Here is a 19,879-nt window from a genome sequence, read left to right as displayed (position 1 = left end):
TTCGGCAGCTCCTACATGGAATGAGTACCCCTGTAGGAGCTGCCGGAGGCTGCGATCTTTAGATTCTGATCTCCACCTCACCCAGATGCCCGCCATACGGCCCGAAACTGCGCTCGACCATCCGCCGCGTGCCATCCGCCTGCACGATCAACGCCGTACTCGCCCGCGTCCCGTAACTTTGACTGGCAATAAACACACTCGACAGCAGTGATTCCGTGGCCAGCCCGACCCCGGTGTCCGGCAATTCGTTAAACGGCGCGGTCTGGGCATCGCTCAGTAACTCGAGCAGTCGCGCAGGCTGCGGATCATCCAGCACCGCTCTCAATGCCGCCTTGGCCTTGAGCAACTTCGGCCACGGCGTATCCAGCCCGGCATTCGATAGCCCGTAAACGCCGGGTTCGAGCATCACCGGCTCGGACGTCCGCGCATTGAAGTGCCACAGCTCATGGGCATTGCCCAGCAGCAGATTGAACCCGGCGTACTCCGGCGAGCGACCGACCACATCGCGCAGATAATCATCAATCGAAGCATCATCCGTGAGAAACCGCGCCACCAGCTCTCCCCGCGACTTGCGCGCCGGCGGCTGGTGCGGATCGCGGATATTGGTCAGTGCGGCGAAGCGCCCGTTGGCACCAATCCCCAGCCAGGTGCCGCCAGCCTCAAGATCGCGCCCGGCATGCACGTGCGGCGCGTCGGCCCATGGCGCCAGCGGCAGGCTCGGGCGGGCGTAGAACTCGTCACGGTTGGCCGCGACGATCAGCGGCTGGGCATGGCCCGGGCGCCAGGCGAAAACGATCAGGCACATAAGGTGGTCCTTGTGTGTTTTCTGCTCACTCTACGCAGTCGGCGTCCGTGCATCCATCGTCAGTGGAGCCAAAGGGCATGCATCCGTTACCATGCCGCTCCGGTTTTGGGGATGCGTCTGGGAGACGGTCATGGAATTTCTGCTCTATCTGGCGTTGGGCGCCTGTGCGGGCGTGCTGGCCGGGCTGTTCGGGGTGGGCGGCGGGATCATTATTGTCCCGGTGCTGGTGTTCAGTTTTACCTTGCAGGGATTCGATCAGTCGATCCTCACGCATCTGGCGGTAGGGACATCGCTGGCGACCATCATCTTCACTTCGGTCAACGCCGTGCGTGAACACCATCGACGTGGTGCGGTGCGCTGGCCGATCTTCATGTGGATGACCGTGGGTATTCTGCTCGGCGCCGGTTTTGGGGCGCTGACGGCCGAGGCGATTTCCGGGCCGAACCTGCAGAAGATCATCGGCGTGTTCGCCTTGGTGATTGCCGTGCAACTGGCGCTGGAGGTCAAACCCAAGGCCAGTCGAACGGTGCCGGGCAAACTCGGTCTGACCGTGGCCGGCAGTGTGATCGGCTGGGCCTCGGCGATTTTCGGAATCGGCGGCGGTTCGCTGACCGTGCCGTTCCTGACCTGGCGCAGCGTGCCGATGCAGCAGGCGGTGGCAACGTCGTCGGCCTGTGGCTTGCCGATTGCTGTGGCGAGTGCATCAAGTTTCATGATTCTGGGGTGGCACGATCCGTTGTTGCCACCGCATAGTCTCGGTTTTGTCTATTTGCCGGCGCTGCTGGGCATTGCCCTGACCAGCATGGTGTTCGCCCGTCTCGGCGCGCGCCTGGCACACAGATTGTCGCCGCGCTTGCTGAAACGGCTGTTCGCCGCTTTGCTGTTCTGCGTGGGCCTGAATTTCCTGCTCTGACCCGTTGGGTCAGAGCAGGCCGCAATCCTGGCTTAATCCTGAGGTGGCAGCGTCGCCCGGGAATTTTGGTTTCAACTCTAACGAGGAGTCGCAATGCTGCCTTACCCGCAGATCGACCCGGTGGCCCTGGCCATCGGTCCGCTGAAAATCCACTGGTACGGCCTGATGTACCTCGTCGGCATCGGCGGCGCATGGCTGCTGGCGTCGAGCCGGCTCAACCGTTTCGACCCGACCTGGACCAAGGAGAAGCTCTCCGATCTGGTGTTCTGGCTGTCGATGGGGGTGATTGTCGGTGGCCGTCTGGGTTACGTGCTGTTCTATGATCTGAGCGCCTACATCGCCAACCCGACGCTGATTTTCGAAGTGTGGAAGGGCGGCATGTCGTTCCACGGCGGATTCATCGGGGTGATGCTCGCCGCGCTGTGGTTCGGCAAACGTAACGGCAAGACCTTCTTCCAACTGATGGACTTCGTTGCGCCGATGGTGCCGATCGGTCTGGGCGCCGGGCGTATCGGCAACTTCATCAACGCCGAGCTGTGGGGCAAGCCGACCGATGTGCCGTGGGCGATGATCTTCCCGCCGTTCAGCGATCCGGCGCAGTTGCCGCGTCACCCGTCGCAGCTGTATCAGTTTGCGCTCGAAGGCGTGGCGCTGTTCCTGATCCTGTGGCTGTTCTCGCGCAAGCCGCGTCCGACCATGGCCGTATCCGGCATGTTCGCGCTTTTTTACGGCATTTTCCGTTTTATTGTCGAGTTCGTCCGCGTTCCGGACGCGCAACTGGGCTACCTGGCCTGGAACTGGCTGACCATGGGTCAAGTGCTGTGCGTACCGATGATCGTCGGCGGGCTGTTCCTGATCTGGCTGGCCTATCGTCGTGCGCCGGCAGCGCCGCTCGCGCCGACCGCTTAAACTACGAACCCCGGCGCGCGACGCCGGGGCTCAAAGGACACAGGTAACTCATGAAGCAATATCTCGAACTGGTCTCGCACGTCATTCAGAACGGCACCAAACAGGCCAACCGCACCGGCATCAACACCATCAGCTTCCCGGGTGCGATGCTGCGTTTCGATCTGCAGGAAGGCTTTCCGGCGATCACCACCCGCAAGATGGCCTTCAAGTCGGCCATCGGCGAGATGTGCGGTTTTTTGCGTGGCGTGAACAATGCCGCTGAATTCCGTGCACTGGGCTGCAAGGTCTGGGACCAGAACGCCAACGAAAATGCGCAGTGGCTGGCCAACCCGTTCCGTCAGGGCGAAGACGATCTCGGCGAAATCTACGGCGTGCAATGGCGCAAATGGCCGGCGTACAAGCAGATCCCGCTGAGCAACACCGCCGCCATCGAACAGACCCTGAGCAATGGCTATAAGCAGATCGCCCAGGGCGAAGAAGACGGTCAGGCCTACGTGGTGCTGTACAAAGCCATCGATCAGGTGCGCCAGTGCGTCGACACGATCATCAACGATCCAGGCAGCCGCCGTATCCTGTTCCACGGCTGGAACTGCGCCCAGCTCGATGAAATGGCCCTGCCGCCGTGCCATCTGCTGTACCAGTTCCACCCGAACGTCGAGACCAAAGAGATCTCCCTGACCCTGTACATCCGCTCCAACGACCTGGGTCTGGGCACGCCGTTCAACCTCACCGAAGGCGCCGCGCTGCTGAGCCTGATCGGTCGCCTGACCGGCTACACGCCGCGCTGGTTCACCTATTTCATCGGTGATGCGCACGTCTACGAGAACCACCTGGACATGCTCAACGAACAGCTCAAGCGTGAGCCGTTTGCCATGCCGAAACTGAAAATCTCCGATCGCGTGCCGGAGTTTGCCAAGACCGGTGTGTATCAGCCTGAGTGGCTGGAGCTGGTAGAACCGAGCGATTTCTCGCTGGAAGGCTATGAGCACCATGCGCCGATGACCGCGCCAATGGCGGTCTGACAAGCAATACGCAGTACCCCTATGTAGGAGCTGCCGAAGGCTGCGATCTTTTGATCTTATAAACAGCAAGATCAAAAGATCGCAGCCTTCGGCAGCTCCTACATTTCGATTTGTGTAACGCTTAGTGGCCGTGGCTGCGGCCTACGTGGGAGTGTTCGACTTCCGTCGCCACAACCCCGCCACTCACCTCCAGCCGCTGCAAGATCCCGCACTGATCCGCCCCCGGCCCTTCGCCACAGCGTTGGCGCAGGTCGAGCAGTTGTGTCTGCAACGCCAGCAACCCGTCAATCCGCGCTTTCACATGCTGGATGTGCTCGTCGATCAGCGTATTGACGCTTTCACACTGATCCTGCGGGCTGTCGCGCATGGCCAGCAGGCTGCGGATTTCTTCGAGGGTCATGTCGAGGGTGCGGCAGTTGCGGATGAAGGTCAGGCGTTCGGCATGCGCCTGGGTGTAGACGCGATAGTTACCGTCGCTGCGCGCCGGCTCCGGCAGCAGGTTTTCGCGCTCGTAATAGCGGATGGTTTCCACGGCGCAATCGGTGAGTTTGGCCAGTTCTCCGATCTTCATGACGGCAATCTCCAAAAGGGTGCTTGACCCTATAGTGGCTACAGGGTCTTTACTTGGCAACAGGCACCTTCATGGACGCGACCCGATGAGCGACTCTCAGCACACCCACAAGCCCGGCGACGGGCACGATCATAGCCACAGCCATAAACTGCAGCCTGTGCATAAGCACGAACATGGCAGCGATTCCTGCTGCGGGTCGAAAGCCGTTGCACCGGCACCGGTTCATTCGCACGAAGATTCTTGCTGCTCGACAGCTGCCGCGCCTGCGTTGGTGCAACTGAGCGAGAAAACCAGCGCTGACGCCCGACTGAGCAGTTTCCGCATCGAAGCGATGGACTGCCCGACCGAGCAGACGCTGATCCAGAACAAACTCGGCAAACTCGCCGGTGTGCAGCAGCTGGAATTCAACCTGATCAACCGCGTGCTCGGCGTGACCCACAATCTGCCGGATACCGCGCCGATCACTGAGGCGATCACCTCGCTGGGCATGCACGCCGAACCGCTGGAGGCGGGCGTCGAAGCGCCGGCCCCGGCGCAGGTGAAGAAACACTGGTGGCCACTGGCGCTGTCCGGTGTCGGCGCGCTGGCGGCGGAAGTGATCCACTTCACCAGCGCTGCGCCGACCTGGGCGGTGGCGATCATTGCGCTGGTGTCGATCCTCAGCGGCGGCCTGACCACCTATAAAAAGGGCTGGATCGCCCTGAAGAACCGCAACCTCAACATCAACGCGCTGATGAGCATCGCGGTGACCGGTGCGGTGTTGATCGGGCAGTGGCCGGAAGCGGCGATGGTGATGTTCCTGTTCACCGTGGCCGAGTTGATCGAGGCGCGCTCGCTGGATCGTGCGCGCAACGCCATCAGCGGTCTGATGCAGATGACCCCGGAACAGGCCACGGTGCAGCAGGCTGATGGCAACTGGATCGAACAAGAGGTCAAAAGCGTCGAACTCGGCGCCCGGGTGCGGGTAAAACCCGGCGAGCGCATTGCGCTGGACGGCGAAGTCGTCAGCGGCAGCTCGACCATCGATCAGGCGCCGATTACCGGTGAAAGCCTGCCGGTGGAGAAAACCGTGGGCGACAAAGTCTTCGCCGGCACCATCAACCAGGCCGGTTCGCTGGAATACTCGGTGACTGCGGCGGCGAACAACTCGACCCTGGCGCGGATCATCCACGCTGTCGAGCAGGCTCAGGGGGCTCGGGCGCCGACACAGCGCTTCGTCGATCAGTTCTCGAAAATCTACACCCCGGTGGTGTTCGTCCTGGCGCTGGCGGTGGCGATCATTCCGCCGCTGTTCATGGGCGCAGTGTGGTTCGACTGGATCTACCGTGCGCTGGTGTTGCTGGTAGTGGCGTGCCCATGCGCACTGGTGATTTCGACGCCGGTGACTATCGTAAGCGGCCTCGCGGCAGCGGCGCGCAAAGGCATTCTGGTCAAGGGTGGCGTGTACCTGGAGGGTGGTTTCAAGCTCGATTATCTGGCGCTGGACAAGACTGGCACCATCACCCACGGCAAACCGGTGCAGACCGATTACCTGTCGCTCGACCCGACCGCTGACGACACTGCTCCGGCAATCGCCGCCGCGCTGGCCGGGCGTTCCGATCACCCGGTGTCGCTGGCGATCGCCAACGCCGCGGTGGATAAAAACCTCGCCGTGCTGACTGTGGATAACTTCGAAGCGCTGGCCGGTCGTGGCGTGAAGGGCCAGGTCAACGGCCAGACCTATCACTTGGGCAACCATCGTCTGGTCGAGGAGCTGGGCCTGTGCTCGCCGCAACTGGAAGAGAAGCTGTTTGCGCTGGAGAAACAGGGCAAATCCGTGGTGTTGCTGCTCGACAGTTCTGGTCCGCTGGCGCTGTTCGCCGTGGCCGACACGGTCAAGGAGTCCAGCCGCGAAGCGATCCGCCAGTTGCACGCGCTGGGCGTGAAAACCTTGATGCTCACCGGCGACAACGTGCACACCGCGCAGGCGATTGCCGCGCAGGTCGGCATCGATCAGGCCAAGGGCGACTTGCTGCCAACCGACAAGCTGCAAGCCATCGAAGCGCTTTATGCACAGGGTCATCGGGTGGGCATGGTTGGCGACGGCATCAACGACGCCCCGGCACTGGCCCGCGCCGAGATCGGTTTCGCCATGGCGGCCGCCGGCACTGACACCGCGATCGAAACCGCCGATGTCGCCCTGATGGACGACGATCTGCGCAAGATCCCCGCGTTCATCAGTCTGTCGCGCGACACCGCGAGCATCCTGAAACAGAACATCGCCTTGGCCCTGGTGATCAAGGCTATCTTTCTTGGGGTAACCTTCGCCGGACTCGCCACCATGTGGATGGCGGTGTTCGCCGACATGGGCGTGAGCCTGCTGGTGGTATTCAATGGTTTGCGCCTGCTGCGCAAATAAACGATGAGGGATGGTTGTGCTGAGTGCCGAGCTGAAAGCGTTTTATATGGTCGCCCGCCTGGGCAGCATTACGCTGGCGGCGAAAAAGCTCGGCCTCAGCCAACCCACCGTGACCACGCAGATCCGTAACCTGGAAAGTCAGTATTCGGTGGAGCTGTTCTACCGTGGCGGCCGACGCTTGAGTGTCAGCGACGAAGGCGCGCGGTTGCTGCCGATGGTCAAGGCACTGTTGCAGCAGGAGGCCGACATCGAGTTCTTCCTGCGCAACAGCGGTCAGGTGCAGGGCACGTTGCGCATCGCTGCCACTGCGCCGTATTACATCCTCGATCTGGTGAAGACCTTCCGCGAGCGTCTGCCGCAGGTGGAAGTATCGGTGGAGATCGGCAACTCGCAGCAGGTGCTCGAAGCGCTGGAGGATTACCGGGTCGATGTCGCCGCGTCGTCGCAGTTGCTTGAGGATGCGCGGTTGATTCGCCGGGTATTGGGCAGCGATCCGCTGGTGCTGGCGGTGCATCGCAACCATCCGCTGGCGGCGCAGGAGCATGTGGCGTTGAGTGCGCTGGCCGGGCATACGTTGTTGATGCGCGAGTCGGGTTCGACCACCCGCCGTTTGACCGAGGAGTTGCTGCAAAGCGCCGGGGTCAGTTTCGGCCCGTTGCTGGAAATCGGCAGCCGCGAGTCGATCCGTGAGGCGGTGCTGCGCAATATCGGCATCAGCATCATTGCCCGCCAGGAAGTGCCGCATGACCCGCAGTTGCGGGTGCTGACCATCGAAAATGCGCCGCAGATTCCTGAGTATCTGTATTGCCTCAAGGAGCGCAAGGGTGCGCGGTTGCCGGCGGCGTTCCTCGGACTGGCGCAGGAAATGTCCCCGGCCTGAGATCTCCATCTATCTTGCTGGCCTCTTCGCGAGCAGGCTCGCTCCCACATTGGAATGCGTTCCCTGTGGGAGCGAGCCTGCTCGCGAAAGCGTCAGACCAGGCAATACAGAATCTGAACCAAAATCCCCGAATACCACTATCGGCCGTTTTTGCCCTACTGCCACATGACGGACGCATTACAACTCTAGGATTGGCCCCATCTGCTTGATGAGGTCTGTCCATGAATCCTGCCATCGCAACTGCCCTGACCAACCCCGGTGCGCCGATGAAAGTGCGCGGCGTGCAGAAGCGCTTCGGCGCCTTCACTGCACTGGATAACGTCTCCCTCGACGTCGCGGCCGGTGAGCTGGTGTGTCTGCTCGGCCCGTCGGGCTGCGGCAAGACCACGCTGCTGCGCTGCATCGCCGGTCTGGAAAAACAGGACAGCGGCGAGTTGTACCTCGGTGATCGCGACGTTTCCCACCTCGCACCGCAAGCCCGGGACTACGGCATCCTGTTCCAGTCCTACGCGCTGTTCCCCAATCTGACCGTCGAAGCGAACATTGCCTACGGCCTCGCCGGCAGTGGTCGCGACGAAGTACGCCGTCGCGTCGGGCAGATGCTGGAACTGGTCGGCCTCACCGGCAGTGAGAAAAAGTACCCGGGCCAGTTGTCCGGCGGTCAGCAGCAGCGTGTGGCCCTGGCTCGCGCCCTGGCCCCGGCACCGTCGCTGCTGTTGCTTGATGAACCGATGTCGGCGCTGGACGCCCGGGTACGTGAGCATCTGTGCACCGAACTGCGCCAACTGCAGCGCAACCTCGGCATCACCACCCTGATGGTCACGCACAATCAGGACGAGGCCATGCTGATGGCCGACCGCATCGCCGTGATGAACAACGGCCGCGTCGAGCAGTACGCCACCCCGCAGGAAATCTACAATCGCCCGGCCACGCCGTTCGTGGCCGAGTTCGTCGGGCAGGGCAACTGGCTGCCGTTCCAGCGCAGCAGCGCCAGTCACGCCCGGGTTGGCGGGATGGATGTGCGTCTGGCGGATGGCAGCGTGAGCGGCGCTTCGGGCCGACTGTTCTGCCGTCCGGAAGCGATCAACGTCAATCCGCCGGTGCACGAAGAAAACCTGTTCCCGGCCAAGGTGCGCGAGATCACTTTCCTCGGCAACCGCTGCCGCATGAGTTTCGAACTCGATCAACTGCCGGGCCACGCGCTGCTCGCCGAACTGGCGCCGGAAGCCATGCCACGCCTTGGCGCCCAGCAGATCATGGTCGCCTTGCCGCCGCGCAGCCTGCAGGTGTTCGCCTGATGAGCGCGAATATCGCACTGCCGCTACCGCACAAGCAGGCGCGGCGAGTGTCCGGTGCCGAGGTCGGTGACCGGATCTTCGTCCTCGGCGGCAAACTCCTGCTGCTGTTGCTGCTTGGTGTCGCGGTGTTGCTGCCGTTGCTGGCGATCTTCTGGCGTGGCTTCAGCAGCGAGGCCGGACAGGGCGGTGGCTGGTTCGCGGCGAAAGAACTGGTGACCAGCGAGAATTTCCACTGGCTGCTCGGCAACAGCCTGAAAGTTTCCCTCAGCGTCGCGGCCATCGTCGTACCGCTGGCCTACCTGTTTGCCTACGCCCTGCAACGCACCCTGATTCCGGCCAAGGGCATCTGGCGCGGGATTTCCCTGCTGCCGTTGATGGCGCCGTCGATGCTGCCGGGTATTGCACTGGTTTATCTGTTCGGCAACCAAGGCATGCTGCGCGGGCTGCTCTCGGACAACATCTACGGGTTCTGGGGCATTGTGCTCGGTGAGGTGATTTACACCTTTCCCCATGCGCTGATGATTCTGCTGTCGGCGTTGTCGCTGGCCGACGCGCGGCTGTTTGATGCCGCGTCGAGCATGGGCGCCAGTCCGGCCAAGGCTTTCCGCAGCATCACCTGGCCGGCGACCCGGCAGGCAGTGTTCGCCGCGTTCTGTCTGGTGTTCACCCTGACAATCACCGATTTCGGCGTGCCGGTGGTGGTCGGTGGCGACTATCAAGTGCTGGCGCTGGAAGCCTACAAAGCCGTGGTCGGCCAACAGCAATTCGGACGCGGGGCGTTGATCGGCATGGTGCTGTTGCTGCCGGCGCTGTTCAGCTTCGGCGTCGATGCCTGGTTGCGTCGGCGTCACGGTGATTCCATGAGTGGCCGTGCACAAGTGTTCAAACCGGCGCCGTCGAAATTACGTGATGGCTGCTACATGGCGATTGTTTTGTTGATCAGTGCGGCGCTGCTGCTGGTTTTCGGCATGGCGGTGTTCTCCTCGCTAGTGAAGTTCTGGCCGTACAACCTGTCGCTGTCGCTCAATCACTACCAGTTCAACGAGACTGCCGGCGGTGGCTGGCTGGCCTACGGCAACAGTTTGAAGATGGCGCTGGGCACGGCACTGATTGGCAGCGTGCTGATTTTCACTGGCGCTTACCTGATGGAGAAAACCCGCAGCCAACGCGGCCTCAACCTGACGTTGCGCATGCTCAGTTTCATCCCGATGGCGGTGCCGGGGCTGGTGCTCGGTCTGGGTTACGTCTTCTTCTTCAACCTCAGCGGCAACCCGCTGCACGTGCTGTACGGCACGATGACCCTGTTGATCGTCTGCACCATCGCTCACTATCTGACCACCGCACAAATGACCGCGACCACCGCACTGCGCCAGCTCGACGCCGAGTTCGAAGCCGCCGCGCTGTCGCTCAAGGCGCCGCTGTACCGCCACTACCTGCGCGTCACCGTGCCGATCTGCCTGCCGGCGCTGCTGGACATCGTGCGCTACCTGTTCGTCTCGGCGATGACCACAGTGTCGGCGGCGATCTTCCTCTACAGCCCCGACACCATCCTGGCGGCGGTGGCGGTGCTAAACATGGATGACGCCGGCAACGTCGGCGGCGCGGCGGCGATGTCGACCCTGATTCTGTTCACCTCGGCAGGCGTGTCCTTGCTGCTGGCGTGGGCTTCGCGCGGCTTGCTGCGCCGTTCCCAGGCCTGGCGGCAAACCGCGCCCGGTCACTGATTGACGATTTATCCCTACAGCCTCAACTCACCGACAGGAAAACGATCATGTTCAAGCCTATGGCCCTGGCCGCTGCTGTGCTCGCTACTTTCAGCCTGAATGCCTTCGCGGCAAAAACCGAGTTGACGGTGTACACCGCCCTCGAAGCCGAGCAACTGACCGCTTACAAAGCCGCGTTCGAGAAGGCCAACCCGGACGTCGAGATCAAGTGGGTGCGCGATTCCACCGGGATCATCACCGCCAAACTGCTGGCCGAAAAGGCCCGTCCGCAGGCTGACGCGGTGTGGGGCCTGGCCGCTTCGAGCCTGGCGATCCTCGATCAGCAGGGCATGCTGCAAAGCTATGCACCGAAGGATCTGGGCAAGATCGGCGCGAACTACCGTGACGCCGCCAACCCGCCAGCCTGGGTCGGCATGGACGTGTGGGCCGCGACCATCTGCTTCAACACCGTCGAAGCCGAGAAGCAAGGCCTGAGCAAACCGGTGAGCTGGCAGGACCTGACCAAGCCTGAGTACAAGGGCAAGATCGTCATGCCGAACCCGGCGTCATCCGGAACCGGTTTCCTCGACGTCAGCGCGTGGCTGCAAACCTTTGGCGAGAAGCAGGGTTGGGCCTACATGGATGGTCTGCACCAGAACATCGGCCAGTACGTTCATTCCGGTTCCAAACCCTGCAAATTGGCGGCGGCGGGTGAATTCCCGATCGGTATTTCCTTTGAGTATCCAGCCGTACAGCTGAAGCGCCAGGGCGCGCCGCTGGACATTATTCTGCCGAAGGAAGGCCTGGGCTGGGAGATCGAAGCGACGGCCGTGATCAAAGGCACCCCGCATGAAGAAGCGGCGAAGAAACTCGCGGACTTCTCCGCCAGTGCCGAGGCTATGGACCTGTACAAGGAAAACTTCGCCGTCCTCGCCCAGCCGGGTATCGCCAAGCCACAGACCGAACTGCCGGCCGACTACGAGCAGCGCCTGATCAAGAACGACTTCGCCTGGGCCTCGAAGAATCGCGACGAGATCCTCACAGAGTGGCGCAAGCGCTATGACGGCAAGTCCGAGAAAGTCGTCGCGAAATAACCGACTCACATTTCCTGTGGCGAGGGAGCTTGCTCCCGCTGGAGTGCGAAGCGGTCCCAAATTCTGCGAACGAGTAGTGTCAGGCACTCCGCATCTGCTGAATTTACGACTGCTGCGCAGCCGAGCGGGAGCAAGCTCCCTCGCCACACCAGCGGGATTGTTTTTATGACTCAACACAAAGACCTGCTGATCGTCGGCGCCGGCATCCTCGGCCTGTCCCACGCTTACGCTGCCGCCAAACGCGGCCTCAAGGTCAGCGTTTTCGAACGCACCGCCACGCCCCTCGGCGCCTCGGTGCGCAACTTCGGTCAGGCGCTGGTCACCGGTCAGCCACCGGGGCCGATGCTTGAACTGGCCAAGACCAGCCGCGAGATCTGGGGTGACTGGGCGCAACTCGCCGGTCTGCAGCTCAAACGCAACGGCTCGTACCTGTTCGCCCGCAGCGAAGCCGAAGAACACTTGCTCGAAGCTTTCTGCAACGGCCGCGCCGTGGAACACGGTTACAACGTGGCCTTGCTGCGTGGCGCTGCCCTGCGTGATCTGTATCACGGTCAGTTCAGCCACCACCGCGCGGCGCTGCACGGCATGGACGATCAACAGCTGTACTCGCGCGAAGCGATTCCGGCGTTGATCGACTATCTGCGCCGCGACCTCGGTGTCGAGTTTCACTTCAGTACGCTGGTGCGCGACGTCGGACCGGGGCGCCTGCACAGCACCGCCGGCAGCTACACGGCGAAGCAGATCATCGTCTGCTCCGGCCACGATTATCAGACCCTGCTGGCCGAGCCGATTGCTGCGCTCGACCCGCAGATCTGCCGCCTGCAAATGCTCCGCGCCAAACCGCAGATCGAGCTGAATCTGCAACACGCCTTGCTCACCGGTCTGAGCTGCGTGCACTACGGCGCCTTCGCCGATTTGCCGCAAGCGGCGGCGGTGCAGGCGCAGATCCTGCGCGAACAACCACATCTGCACGACAACGGCATTCACCTGCTGATCAGTCCGACGCCGTATGGCGAGCTGATCATCGGCGACTCGCACCATTACGGCAGCGATCCGTCGCCGTTCAATGCCGAGCAAGTGGACAACTGGATGCTCGAACTGGCCGAGCACACGCTGGGCTGCAAGGTGCAGGTGCTCGAGCGCTGGCAGGGCGTCTATGGTTCCCGTGGGCCGGGGCCGTTTTCGTTGCTGCGCCCGGCCCCGGGGCTGAGTGTGGCGTTGATGCACACCGGCGTCGGCATGAGCGTCGGCCCGGCACTGGCCGAGCGCAATGTCGCGCAGTGGCTGGAGGAAATCTGATGGATCACCAACAAGTCGTCGCTCGGGTATTCGGGTTGTATGAGCGCTTCGGCACCAGCGATTACATCGGCGAGCCGGTGTCGCAGATCGAGCACATGTCTCAGGCCGCGCAGTTGGCGATGGCTGAAGGTTTTGATGATGAAGTGGTGCTGGCGGCGTTCTTTCACGATATCGGCCATTTGTGTGCCGAAGGCGCCGAGAACATGGGCGGTTATGGCGTGGTCAGCCACGAGCGGCTGGGGGCGGGTTATTTGCGTGAGGCGGGGTTCAGCGAACGTCTGGCGCGGCTGGTGGAGTATCACGTGCAGGCCAAGCGGTATCTGACCCTGCGTGAGCCGGGGTATTTCGAGCGCTTGAGTGAAGCGAGTCGCAGGACTCTGGAATATCAGGGTGGGGTGATGACCGAGGCAGAGGCGGATGTGTTTGAGCGGGATCCGTTGTGTGCGGTCAGTCTGCGCATGCGGCAGTGGGATGAGCTGGCCAAGGAGATGGGGGTGCCGGTGATGGATCTGGGCTTGCTGAAGGAGAAAGCGCTGCGGCTGCTGGCGGTTTAAGCCGTGGCACCGAGTCGCGCCATTCGCGAGCAGGCTCGCTCCCACAGGGTTTTGTGTTCTGACCACGATCCAATGTGGGAGCGAGCCTGCTCGCGAAGAGGCCAGATCAGGCGCTATAAATCTGCAGCCAGAAACTCGATCTGCTCCTGCCGCTCCGCCTGATTCAACTTCGCATGCGGATTGAGCGACGACCACTGTGGATGCGCCCGCGCCTTGCTCAGCGCATCCGGCAACTTGCCCTCGCGCCAGGTCTTGTCCTGCGGGGTGGCGACCTGGACCGCGTCCATCGCCGCATGCCCGCGCTGATCGAGGGCCAGCAACAGTTGGCGCTGACGCAACGCCAGCAGCCGCAACACCCCGTCATCCACGGTCAACTCCCGCTGGCCCCTGATCTTGCCGAGCAAGCGGCTGCCATAACTGCGCGCGGTTTGCAGCGCGCCACCGGCGATCGCACCGGCCAATGCCGCAGCGCCAAGGGTGATCCCGCCGACCAGCAGATCAACCCCAGCCCCCGCCGCGGCACCGGCAGCAATCCCGCCGCCCACCCGCACGCCGAGTTGCTTGAGGGTTTCCGGGTTGAACAAGTCATCGCCCCAACGTCCATCGAGCAACGGCAAATCACTGGCCGCCGCGTCCTGCGGGCGAAACGCGTAGAGCTTGAGCAGCGCCTCGACGCACTTCTGCTCGCGCTGACGCACGGCTTTGCGCAGTTCGCTGATGGCTTGCTGTTCCTGCTCGGCGTCGCTGACCACGCTGCGCCGGCACGCCGCACAATCGATCAGCAGTTCGGCGATCAAACGCGCCGCACTTTGCTGGCGGGCGAGGCGCTGGGCCTGTTGATCGGCGATCAAGCGTTCCAGTTGCGGCCGGGCGTTTTCCAAGAGCAGCGCGAGGCTTTCGTACAGGCGCCGCTCGCCATCTTCCGGCGGCGCAACGCTGTCGAACCGCACCAACGCATGCAGGCCGAGCCGCGCCAACGCTTCGCGCCAGTCCGGCTCGCGGTGGTTGGCGCTGCTGACGAAATTCAGCACCGGCAGCAGCGGTTTGCCGCAACTGGCCAGCACTTCGAGTTCGTCACGATACTTGGCCAGCACCGGTTCGCGGGCGTCGATCACATACAGACCGGCGTCAGAGGCGAGTAGCTGTCGCAGCACTTTCGCCTCCTGTTCGAAACGCTGGCGCGCCTCGCTGCCGTCGAGAAACCGCGCCAGTCGCGCCGGGCCGTCGAGACGTTCGCCGGGGCGCTCCAGACGCTCGAGGAAATCCAGCAGGGCGATGGCGTCTTCCAGCCCCGGCGTGTCGTAGAGATCGAGCAACGGCTCGCCGTCCACCGACAACCGCGCACCCTCGACATGTCGAGTAGTGCTCGGCCGGTGCGAGACCTCGCCGAAACCGACGTCGCGGGTCAGGGTACGCAGCAGCGAGGTCTTGCCGACGTTGGTGTGACCGACCACCGCGAGTTTCAGCGGGGCTTTGCGGGCATCAGTCATGACCGTTCTCCAGCCAGTTCATCGGCGCGCAATCGGCGAACGGCAGCTCCAGTTGTTGCAACGCGACGTGCCAGTCGCCGAGGCGGGCGCTGTCCAGCGCTTCGCCGGGCGGCGCTTGCAGCAGCCAGACGCGGGTGGCGCTGGTGTTACGCGCCAGTTCGGCGATCAGCGCGAGGCTGCCGCGATCCGGCGAGCGCCGTGGATCGCAGGCGATCAGCAGACGCGCCGGGGGGAAACGACTGAGTTGTTCGAGCAGTTTGTGCCGTGATTCGCGGCTGTCGAGGATTCCGGCGTTGCTCACGGTTTTCGGCAGGGCCGGTGGCCACGGGCGCTGATCGTCGAGTTCGATGGCGACCAGCAAAGCACCCTCGCTGGCGTGTTCGCTGACGCTGCTTTCGACCCGATGCAATTGCTCCGGCGCGGCGTCGTTGATGCCGAGGCGTTCGCTGGTCGGCATCAGCCGTTCGCGCAACTGGGCGTAACCGGGCAGGTTCAAGTCCAGGGTCAGCGCGGCGTTGCCACGACTCCAGCGCCAGAAGCACAACACGGCCAGCAGCAGACGCGGCAGCACGCCGTAGACCACCAGCACGCCGACCAGCCAGGTGGCCCAGGCCTGGCGTGCGCTTTCGATATCCAGCGCTGCGCCGCCGCTGGCGCGGATCATCTCCACGGTGGGAACGTTGAAGCCGAGCAGCGCCGGCAGCGCGCCGAGGGCTTGAGTCAGGTTGATGAAGGTGTCGGCGCCGAGAATGGTGGTTTCCCAGACGAAGCCGTAGCGCCGAGTCGCCATCAGTGTCAGCAGCAACAGCAGGGCGCTGAGCATCGCCAGCAACCACAGACCGTTGACCAATGTGCCGAGCGCCCAGCGATTGAGTTTTTTGCGTTGCAGCATCAGCAGCAGGGCCGGCGCGAGTTGCGCGGCTTTGGCATCGCGGGCGAGTTTTTCACTGAGCCATAGCCACAAGCGCCCGAGGGTGGCGCCGTGTTCACCGGCAAAGATCAGCCCCAGCGCCCAGCTCAGCAGCAGAATCAGGTTCAATCCGAGCAGGCTGCCCAAGGCCCAGAATACATTGACCGGTGTCTGGCTCAGCGCGGCGAAGGCCAGACCGGCGCCGCTCAGCAGCGCGAAAATCACCAGCAGCACCAGCGCCAGACGTGCGCCTTGCAGCCAGTGCTTGAGTGCCGTACTCAGCCCGTCGCGCTCGGCCAGCCACGCCGCCCGGCGCTGAATACGGCTCGGCAGATCGCCGCCGGCCGCGCGGGCCAGACGATTGGCTTCCAGATCTTCCAGGGGACCTGCGTGTTCTTCGCGCAGGCGGATGGTTTCCGTCAACCAGAGGTTTTGCAGTGGAGTCAGTTCAGTCACGCGCCATTCCGTTGCTCGATTGAGCAGTGAGCATAACCGCTGTGGCGCTTATCGGGTCAAGCGAGGCTCTGGTATCCTCGCCGGCATGACTAAATCACTCCCCCTCAGCCTGATCGCAGCCCTCGGTGAAAACCGTGTGATCGGCGTCGACAACAGCATGCCCTGGCACCTGCCGGGGGACTTCAAATACTTCAAGGCCACGACCCTCGGCAAGCCGATCATCATGGGCCGCAAGACCTGGGACTCCCTCGGTCGTCCGCTGCCGGGCCGCTTGAACATCGTGGTCAGCCGTCAGCCGGATCTGCTGCTGGAAGGGGCGGAAGTGTATCCGTCGCTGGAAGCCGCCGTGATTCGCGCCGAGGAATGGGCGAAAGCGCAGGGCGTCGATGAGTTGATGCTGATTGGCGGCGCGCAGTTGTATGCACAGGGGCTGGCGCAGGCGGATCGTTTGTATCTGACCCGAGTGGCGCTGAGCCCGGAAGGCGATGCGTGGTTTCCGGAGTTCGATCTGAACCAGTGGACGCTGGTGTCGAACGTGCCGAATCCGGCTGAGGGCGACAAGCCTGCGTACCACTTCGAGGTCTGGGAAAAGGCTTAATTAACCTGTGGCGAGGGAGCTTGCTCCCGCTGGCCTGCGCAGCAGGCCCAAGATGTTGGGGTCGCTTCGCAACCCAGCGGGAGCAAGCTCCCTCGCCACAAGACTGTGTTGCTGTCAGGCCTGAGCAAGTTCCGCATGCTCATCCGCATCCAGCAGTTCTTTATCCGTCTGCTGCATCACTTGGCTGGTAATCGCACCAGCGGTGATCGAACCACTCACGTTCAACGCCGTACGACCCATGTCGATCAGCGGCTCAACCGAAATCAGCAGCGCCACCAGTGACACCGGCAAGCCCATCGCCGGCAGCACGATCAGTGCCGCGAAAGTCGCGCCGCCACCGACCCCGGCCACACCGGCCGAACTCAAAGTCACAATCGCCACCAGCGTCGCAATCCACAGCGGATCCAGCGGGTTGATGCCGACCGTTGGCGCAACCATCACCGCCAACATCGCCGGGTACAGACCGGCGCAACCGTTCTGGCCGATGGTCGCACCGAACGAAGCGGAAAAACTGGCGATTGATTGCGGAATGCCCAGACGACGGGTCTGCGCTTCGATGCTCAGCGGAATGCTCGCCGCGCTGGAGCGGCTGGTGAACGCGAACGTCAGCACCGGCCAGATCTTGCGGAAGAAACGCAGCGGGTTGATCCCGGCCGCCGACACCAGCAGGCCATGTACCACAAACATCAGGCCCAGGCCGAGGTACGAGACCACGACGAAACTGCCGAGCTTGATGATGTCCTGCAGGTTGGAACCGGCGACCACTTTGGTCATCAGCGCCAGCACGCCGTACGGGGTCAGCTTCATCACCAGACGCACCAGACGCATCACCCAGGCTTGCAGGGTGTCGATGGCGTTGATCACTTTCTGACCTTTCTCGACATCATCCTTGAGCAGTTGCAGCGCCGCGACCCCGAGGAATGCAGCGAAGATCACCACACTGATGATCGAGGTCGGCTTGGCCCGCGCCAGGTCGGCGAACGGGTTCTGCGGAATGAACGACAGCAGCAACTGCGGCACATTCAGGTCGGCAACCTTGCCGGCATAGTCGGTCTGGATGGTTTGCAGACGGGCCATTTCCTGCGTGCCGGCGACCAGGCCTTCGGCGGTGAGACCGAACAGGTTGGTCAGGCCGATACCGATCAGCGCCGCAATCGCGGTGGTGAACAGCAGGGTGCCGATGGTCAGGAAGCTGATCTTGCCCAGCGACGAGGCGTTGTGCAGACGCGCGACCGCACTGAGGATCGAGGCGAACACCAACGGGATCACGATCATTTGCAGCAGCTGCACGTAGCCGTTGCCGACCAGATCGAACCAGCCGATCGAGGCTTTCAGCACCGGGTTGCCGGCACCGTAAACGGTGTGCAGGGCGACGCCGAAGGCTACGCCGAGCACCAGCGCGAGCAGGACTTTTTTCGCCAGGCTCCACGTCGTGTGGCGGGTTTGCGCCAGACCGAAGAGCAGGGCGAGGAACACCAGCAGATTGAGGATCAGCGGCAGATTCATGAAGACTCCGATAAGACTTGTGCCAGTCGCATTCTTGGGCAACTGCGAACCGGCAAGCCTAACAGTTTGATTTCCAATGAATTAATACCGAAATCGCAGGTTGTCCGTCGTTTTTGGAATAAGCGCTTGTCGCTCTCGGCAATGCAACTGGCGTTGAGGAGACGTAAGCGGTCGCTGACAGACGAGGACTGTCACACTTATTTGTTAGCGTCGATGTCTTTCAGTCAGGGAGAAAACGCCGATGAAGTTCGCACCGAAAATGCTCGCTGTGGTTCTTGGATTGGGCTTGGCCGCTCACGCATTCGCCACCGACCTGAAGCACTGGCCGGCGGATCAGGCCAAGGCACTCGACGCGATGATCGCCGCCAATGCCAACAAAGGTAACTACGCGGTGTTCGACATGGACAACACCAGTTACCGCTACGACCTCGAAGAGTCGTTGTTGCCGTTCATGGAAAACAAGGGCCTGATCACCCGCGACAAACTCGATCCCTCGCTGAAACTGATGCCGTTCAAGGACACCGCCGACCACAAGGAAAGCCTGTTCAGTTACTACTATCGCCTGTGCGAAGTCGACGACATGGTCTGCTACCCGTGGGTGGCGCAGGTGTTCTCCGGCTTCACTCTCAAGGAACTCAAGGGCTACGTCGATGAGCTGATGGCGTCTGGCAAACCGGTGCCGGCGACCTACTACGAAGGCGATGTAGTGAAAAACATCGACGTGCAGCCGCCGAAAGTCTTCACCGGCCAAGCCGAGCTGTACAACAAGCTGATGGAGAACGGCATTGAGGTCTATGTGATGACCGCCGCCTCGGAGGAACTGGTGCGTATGGTCGCGGCTGATCCGAAGTACGGCTACAACGTCAAACCGCAGAACGTGATCGGCGTGACCACGTTGCTGAAGAACCGTGAAACCGGCGAGCTGACGACCGCGCGCAAGCAGATCACCGCCGGCAAGTATGACGAGAAGGCCAACCTCGGCCTCGAACTGACCCCGTACCTGTGGACCCCGGCGACCTGGATGGCCGGCAAGCACGCGGCGATTCTGACCTACATCGACGAGTGGAAAAAACCGGTGCTGGTGGGCGGCGATACCCCGAGCAGCGACGGTTACATGCTGTTCCACGATGTGGATGTGGCCAAGGGCGGCATTCACTTGTGGGTCAACCGCAAGGACAAATACATGACCCAGCTCAACGGCATGATGGCCAAACACGCAGCGGCGCAGGCCAAGGAAGGATTGCCGGTGACGGCGGACAAAAACTGGGTGATCGTTAAACCCGAGGAAATTCAGTAAGCCCTGAAATCCCTGAAATCCCTGTAGGAGCTGCCGCAGGCTGCGATCTTCTGATCTTGCTCTTAAAAACAAGATCAAAAGATCGTCCGATCGCGGCCCGAGCCTGCGGCAGCTCCTACAGGGAATCGGGTTTGCAAGCATCAGGCAAAAAAATGCCCCGCACTTGGCGGGGCATT

Annotated in this window: 17 protein-coding genes; 12 read left to right on the top strand and 5 right to left on the bottom strand. The window is 62.4% G+C overall.

Annotated features, from left to right (window positions below):
• Positions 1 to 58: 58 nt before the first annotated feature.
• A complete protein-coding gene (locus LOY52_RS25595; protein WP_258677025.1) occupies positions 59 to 805 on the bottom strand; it encodes an NRDE family protein in 747 nt (248 codons plus the stop codon).
• Between the two features lie 130 nt (positions 806 to 935).
• Here LOY52_RS25595 and LOY52_RS25590 point away from each other — a divergent pair, with 130 nt between their 5' ends.
• From LOY52_RS25590 to LOY52_RS25580, 3 genes are all read left to right on the top strand, one after another.
• Positions 936 to 1,718, top strand: coding sequence for a sulfite exporter TauE/SafE family protein (locus tag LOY52_RS25590; protein ID WP_123585768.1), 783 nt, complete (start codon positions 936 to 938; stop codon positions 1,716 to 1,718).
• A gap of 93 nt (positions 1,719 to 1,811) precedes the next feature.
• The gene (gene lgt, locus LOY52_RS25585; protein ID WP_007965581.1) at positions 1,812 to 2,627 is read left to right on the top strand and encodes a prolipoprotein diacylglyceryl transferase; all 816 of its coding nucleotides are present in this window, start codon (positions 1,812 to 1,814) and stop codon (positions 2,625 to 2,627) included.
• A gap of 50 nt (positions 2,628 to 2,677) precedes the next feature.
• Positions 2,678 to 3,649 (top strand): thymidylate synthase, encoded by a 972-nt coding sequence (locus LOY52_RS25580; protein WP_258677022.1) that lies wholly within the window; start codon positions 2,678 to 2,680, stop codon positions 3,647 to 3,649.
• A 121-nt stretch (positions 3,650 to 3,770) separates the two neighbouring features.
• Here LOY52_RS25580 and cadR read toward each other — a convergent pair whose 3' ends face one another.
• Positions 3,771 to 4,220, bottom strand: coding sequence for a Cd(II)/Pb(II)-responsive transcriptional regulator (gene cadR, locus LOY52_RS25575; protein WP_008088440.1), 450 nt, complete (start codon positions 4,218 to 4,220; stop codon positions 3,771 to 3,773).
• A gap of 85 nt (positions 4,221 to 4,305) precedes the next feature.
• Here cadR and LOY52_RS25570 point away from each other — a divergent pair, with 85 nt between their 5' ends.
• The 7 genes from LOY52_RS25570 (at position 4,306) to LOY52_RS25540 (ending at position 13,446) form a co-directional block, all read left to right on the top strand.
• On the top strand, positions 4,306 to 6,618 hold the full coding sequence (locus tag LOY52_RS25570) for a heavy metal translocating P-type ATPase (RefSeq protein ID WP_258677020.1): 2,313 nt from the start codon (positions 4,306 to 4,308) through the stop codon (positions 6,616 to 6,618).
• A gap of 16 nt (positions 6,619 to 6,634) precedes the next feature.
• Positions 6,635 to 7,498, top strand: coding sequence for a LysR family transcriptional regulator (locus LOY52_RS25565; protein ID WP_027610541.1), 864 nt, complete (start codon positions 6,635 to 6,637; stop codon positions 7,496 to 7,498).
• 221 nt (positions 7,499 to 7,719) lie between these two features.
• Positions 7,720 to 8,796: a putative 2-aminoethylphosphonate ABC transporter ATP-binding protein gene (locus LOY52_RS25560; protein WP_258677018.1), complete on the top strand. Its 1,077-nt coding sequence runs from the start codon at positions 7,720 to 7,722 to the stop codon at positions 8,794 to 8,796.
• Entirely contained in the window at positions 8,796 to 10,520 is a 1,725-nt protein-coding gene (locus LOY52_RS25555) for a putative 2-aminoethylphosphonate ABC transporter permease subunit (RefSeq protein ID WP_258677016.1), read from the top strand. The genes LOY52_RS25560 and LOY52_RS25555 overlap by 1 nt, the downstream gene beginning before the upstream one ends.
• Before the next feature lie 47 nt (positions 10,521 to 10,567).
• Positions 10,568 to 11,593 (top strand): putative 2-aminoethylphosphonate ABC transporter substrate-binding protein, encoded by a 1,026-nt coding sequence (locus LOY52_RS25550; RefSeq protein WP_103484310.1) that lies wholly within the window; start codon positions 10,568 to 10,570, stop codon positions 11,591 to 11,593.
• 165 nt (positions 11,594 to 11,758) lie between these two features.
• Positions 11,759 to 12,892, top strand: a complete 1,134-nt coding sequence (locus LOY52_RS25545) for a TIGR03364 family FAD-dependent oxidoreductase (RefSeq protein WP_258677014.1) — start codon at positions 11,759 to 11,761, stop codon at positions 12,890 to 12,892.
• A complete protein-coding gene (locus tag LOY52_RS25540; protein ID WP_408980413.1) occupies positions 12,892 to 13,446 on the top strand; it encodes a phosphonate degradation HD-domain oxygenase in 555 nt (184 codons plus the stop codon). The genes LOY52_RS25545 and LOY52_RS25540 overlap by 1 nt, the downstream gene beginning before the upstream one ends.
• A gap of 113 nt (positions 13,447 to 13,559) precedes the next feature.
• On the opposite strand, the gene LOY52_RS25535 is transcribed toward LOY52_RS25540, so the two are convergent.
• Together LOY52_RS25535 and LOY52_RS25530 are read right to left on the bottom strand one after the other, a co-directional pair.
• Positions 13,560 to 14,936: a GTPase/DUF3482 domain-containing protein gene (locus LOY52_RS25535; protein WP_258677012.1), complete on the bottom strand. Its 1,377-nt coding sequence runs from the start codon at positions 14,934 to 14,936 to the stop codon at positions 13,560 to 13,562.
• Positions 14,929 to 16,302, bottom strand: coding sequence for a DUF2868 domain-containing protein (locus LOY52_RS25530; RefSeq protein WP_258677010.1), 1,374 nt, complete (start codon positions 16,300 to 16,302; stop codon positions 14,929 to 14,931). The genes LOY52_RS25535 and LOY52_RS25530 overlap by 8 nt, the downstream gene beginning before the upstream one ends.
• A gap of 85 nt (positions 16,303 to 16,387) precedes the next feature.
• Between LOY52_RS25530 and LOY52_RS25525 the strand changes: the two genes are divergently transcribed.
• Positions 16,388 to 16,900, top strand: coding sequence for a dihydrofolate reductase (locus LOY52_RS25525; RefSeq protein WP_258677008.1), 513 nt, complete (start codon positions 16,388 to 16,390; stop codon positions 16,898 to 16,900).
• A 114-nt stretch (positions 16,901 to 17,014) separates the two neighbouring features.
• On the opposite strand, the gene LOY52_RS25520 is transcribed toward LOY52_RS25525, so the two are convergent.
• A complete protein-coding gene (locus tag LOY52_RS25520) occupies positions 17,015 to 18,406 on the bottom strand; it encodes an L-cystine transporter (protein WP_258677006.1) in 1,392 nt (463 codons plus the stop codon).
• 241 nt (positions 18,407 to 18,647) lie between these two features.
• On the opposite strand from LOY52_RS25520, the gene LOY52_RS25515 reads away from it, so the two are divergent.
• On the top strand, positions 18,648 to 19,703 hold the full coding sequence (locus LOY52_RS25515) for a phosphorylcholine phosphatase (protein WP_097088939.1): 1,056 nt from the start codon (positions 18,648 to 18,650) through the stop codon (positions 19,701 to 19,703).
• The last annotated feature ends 176 nt before the right edge of the window (positions 19,704 to 19,879 follow it).

Origin of the sequence: Pseudomonas sp. B21-051 (genome assembly GCF_024748795.1) — a bacterium.
GTDB lineage: Bacteria > Pseudomonadota > Gammaproteobacteria > Pseudomonadales > Pseudomonadaceae > Aquipseudomonas > Aquipseudomonas putida_A.
Note: the sequence above shows the minus strand (reverse complement) of the source record. Positions and strands in the feature narration are given on the sequence as shown.

Bases quoted from the DNA above. Each gene is read 5' to 3' on its own strand.
- LOY52_RS25595 (WP_258677025.1), bottom strand. From the start codon at position 805: ATGTGCCTGATCGTTTTCGCCTGGCGCCCGGGCCATGCCCAGCCGCTG.
- LOY52_RS25590 (WP_123585768.1), top strand. From the start codon at position 936: ATGGAATTTCTGCTCTATCTGGCGTTGGGCGCCTGTGCGGGCGTGCTG.
- lgt (WP_007965581.1), top strand. From the start codon at position 1,812: ATGCTGCCTTACCCGCAGATCGACCCGGTGGCCCTGGCCATCGGTCCG.
- LOY52_RS25580 (WP_258677022.1), top strand. From the start codon at position 2,678: ATGAAGCAATATCTCGAACTGGTCTCGCACGTCATTCAGAACGGCACC.
- cadR (WP_008088440.1), bottom strand. From the start codon at position 4,220: ATGAAGATCGGAGAACTGGCCAAACTCACCGATTGCGCCGTGGAAACC.
- LOY52_RS25570 (WP_258677020.1), top strand. From the start codon at position 4,306: ATGAGCGACTCTCAGCACACCCACAAGCCCGGCGACGGGCACGATCAT.
- LOY52_RS25560 (WP_258677018.1), top strand. From the start codon at position 7,720: ATGAATCCTGCCATCGCAACTGCCCTGACCAACCCCGGTGCGCCGATG.
- LOY52_RS25555 (WP_258677016.1), top strand. From the start codon at position 8,796: ATGAGCGCGAATATCGCACTGCCGCTACCGCACAAGCAGGCGCGGCGA.
- LOY52_RS25550 (WP_103484310.1), top strand. From the start codon at position 10,568: ATGTTCAAGCCTATGGCCCTGGCCGCTGCTGTGCTCGCTACTTTCAGC.
- LOY52_RS25545 (WP_258677014.1), top strand. From the start codon at position 11,759: ATGACTCAACACAAAGACCTGCTGATCGTCGGCGCCGGCATCCTCGGC.
- LOY52_RS25540 (WP_408980413.1), top strand. From the start codon at position 12,892: ATGGATCACCAACAAGTCGTCGCTCGGGTATTCGGGTTGTATGAGCGC.
- LOY52_RS25535 (WP_258677012.1), bottom strand. From the start codon at position 14,936: ATGACTGATGCCCGCAAAGCCCCGCTGAAACTCGCGGTGGTCGGTCAC.
- LOY52_RS25525 (WP_258677008.1), top strand. From the start codon at position 16,388: ATGACTAAATCACTCCCCCTCAGCCTGATCGCAGCCCTCGGTGAAAAC.
- LOY52_RS25520 (WP_258677006.1), bottom strand. From the start codon at position 18,406: ATGAATCTGCCGCTGATCCTCAATCTGCTGGTGTTCCTCGCCCTGCTC.
- LOY52_RS25515 (WP_097088939.1), top strand. From the start codon at position 18,648: ATGAAGTTCGCACCGAAAATGCTCGCTGTGGTTCTTGGATTGGGCTTG.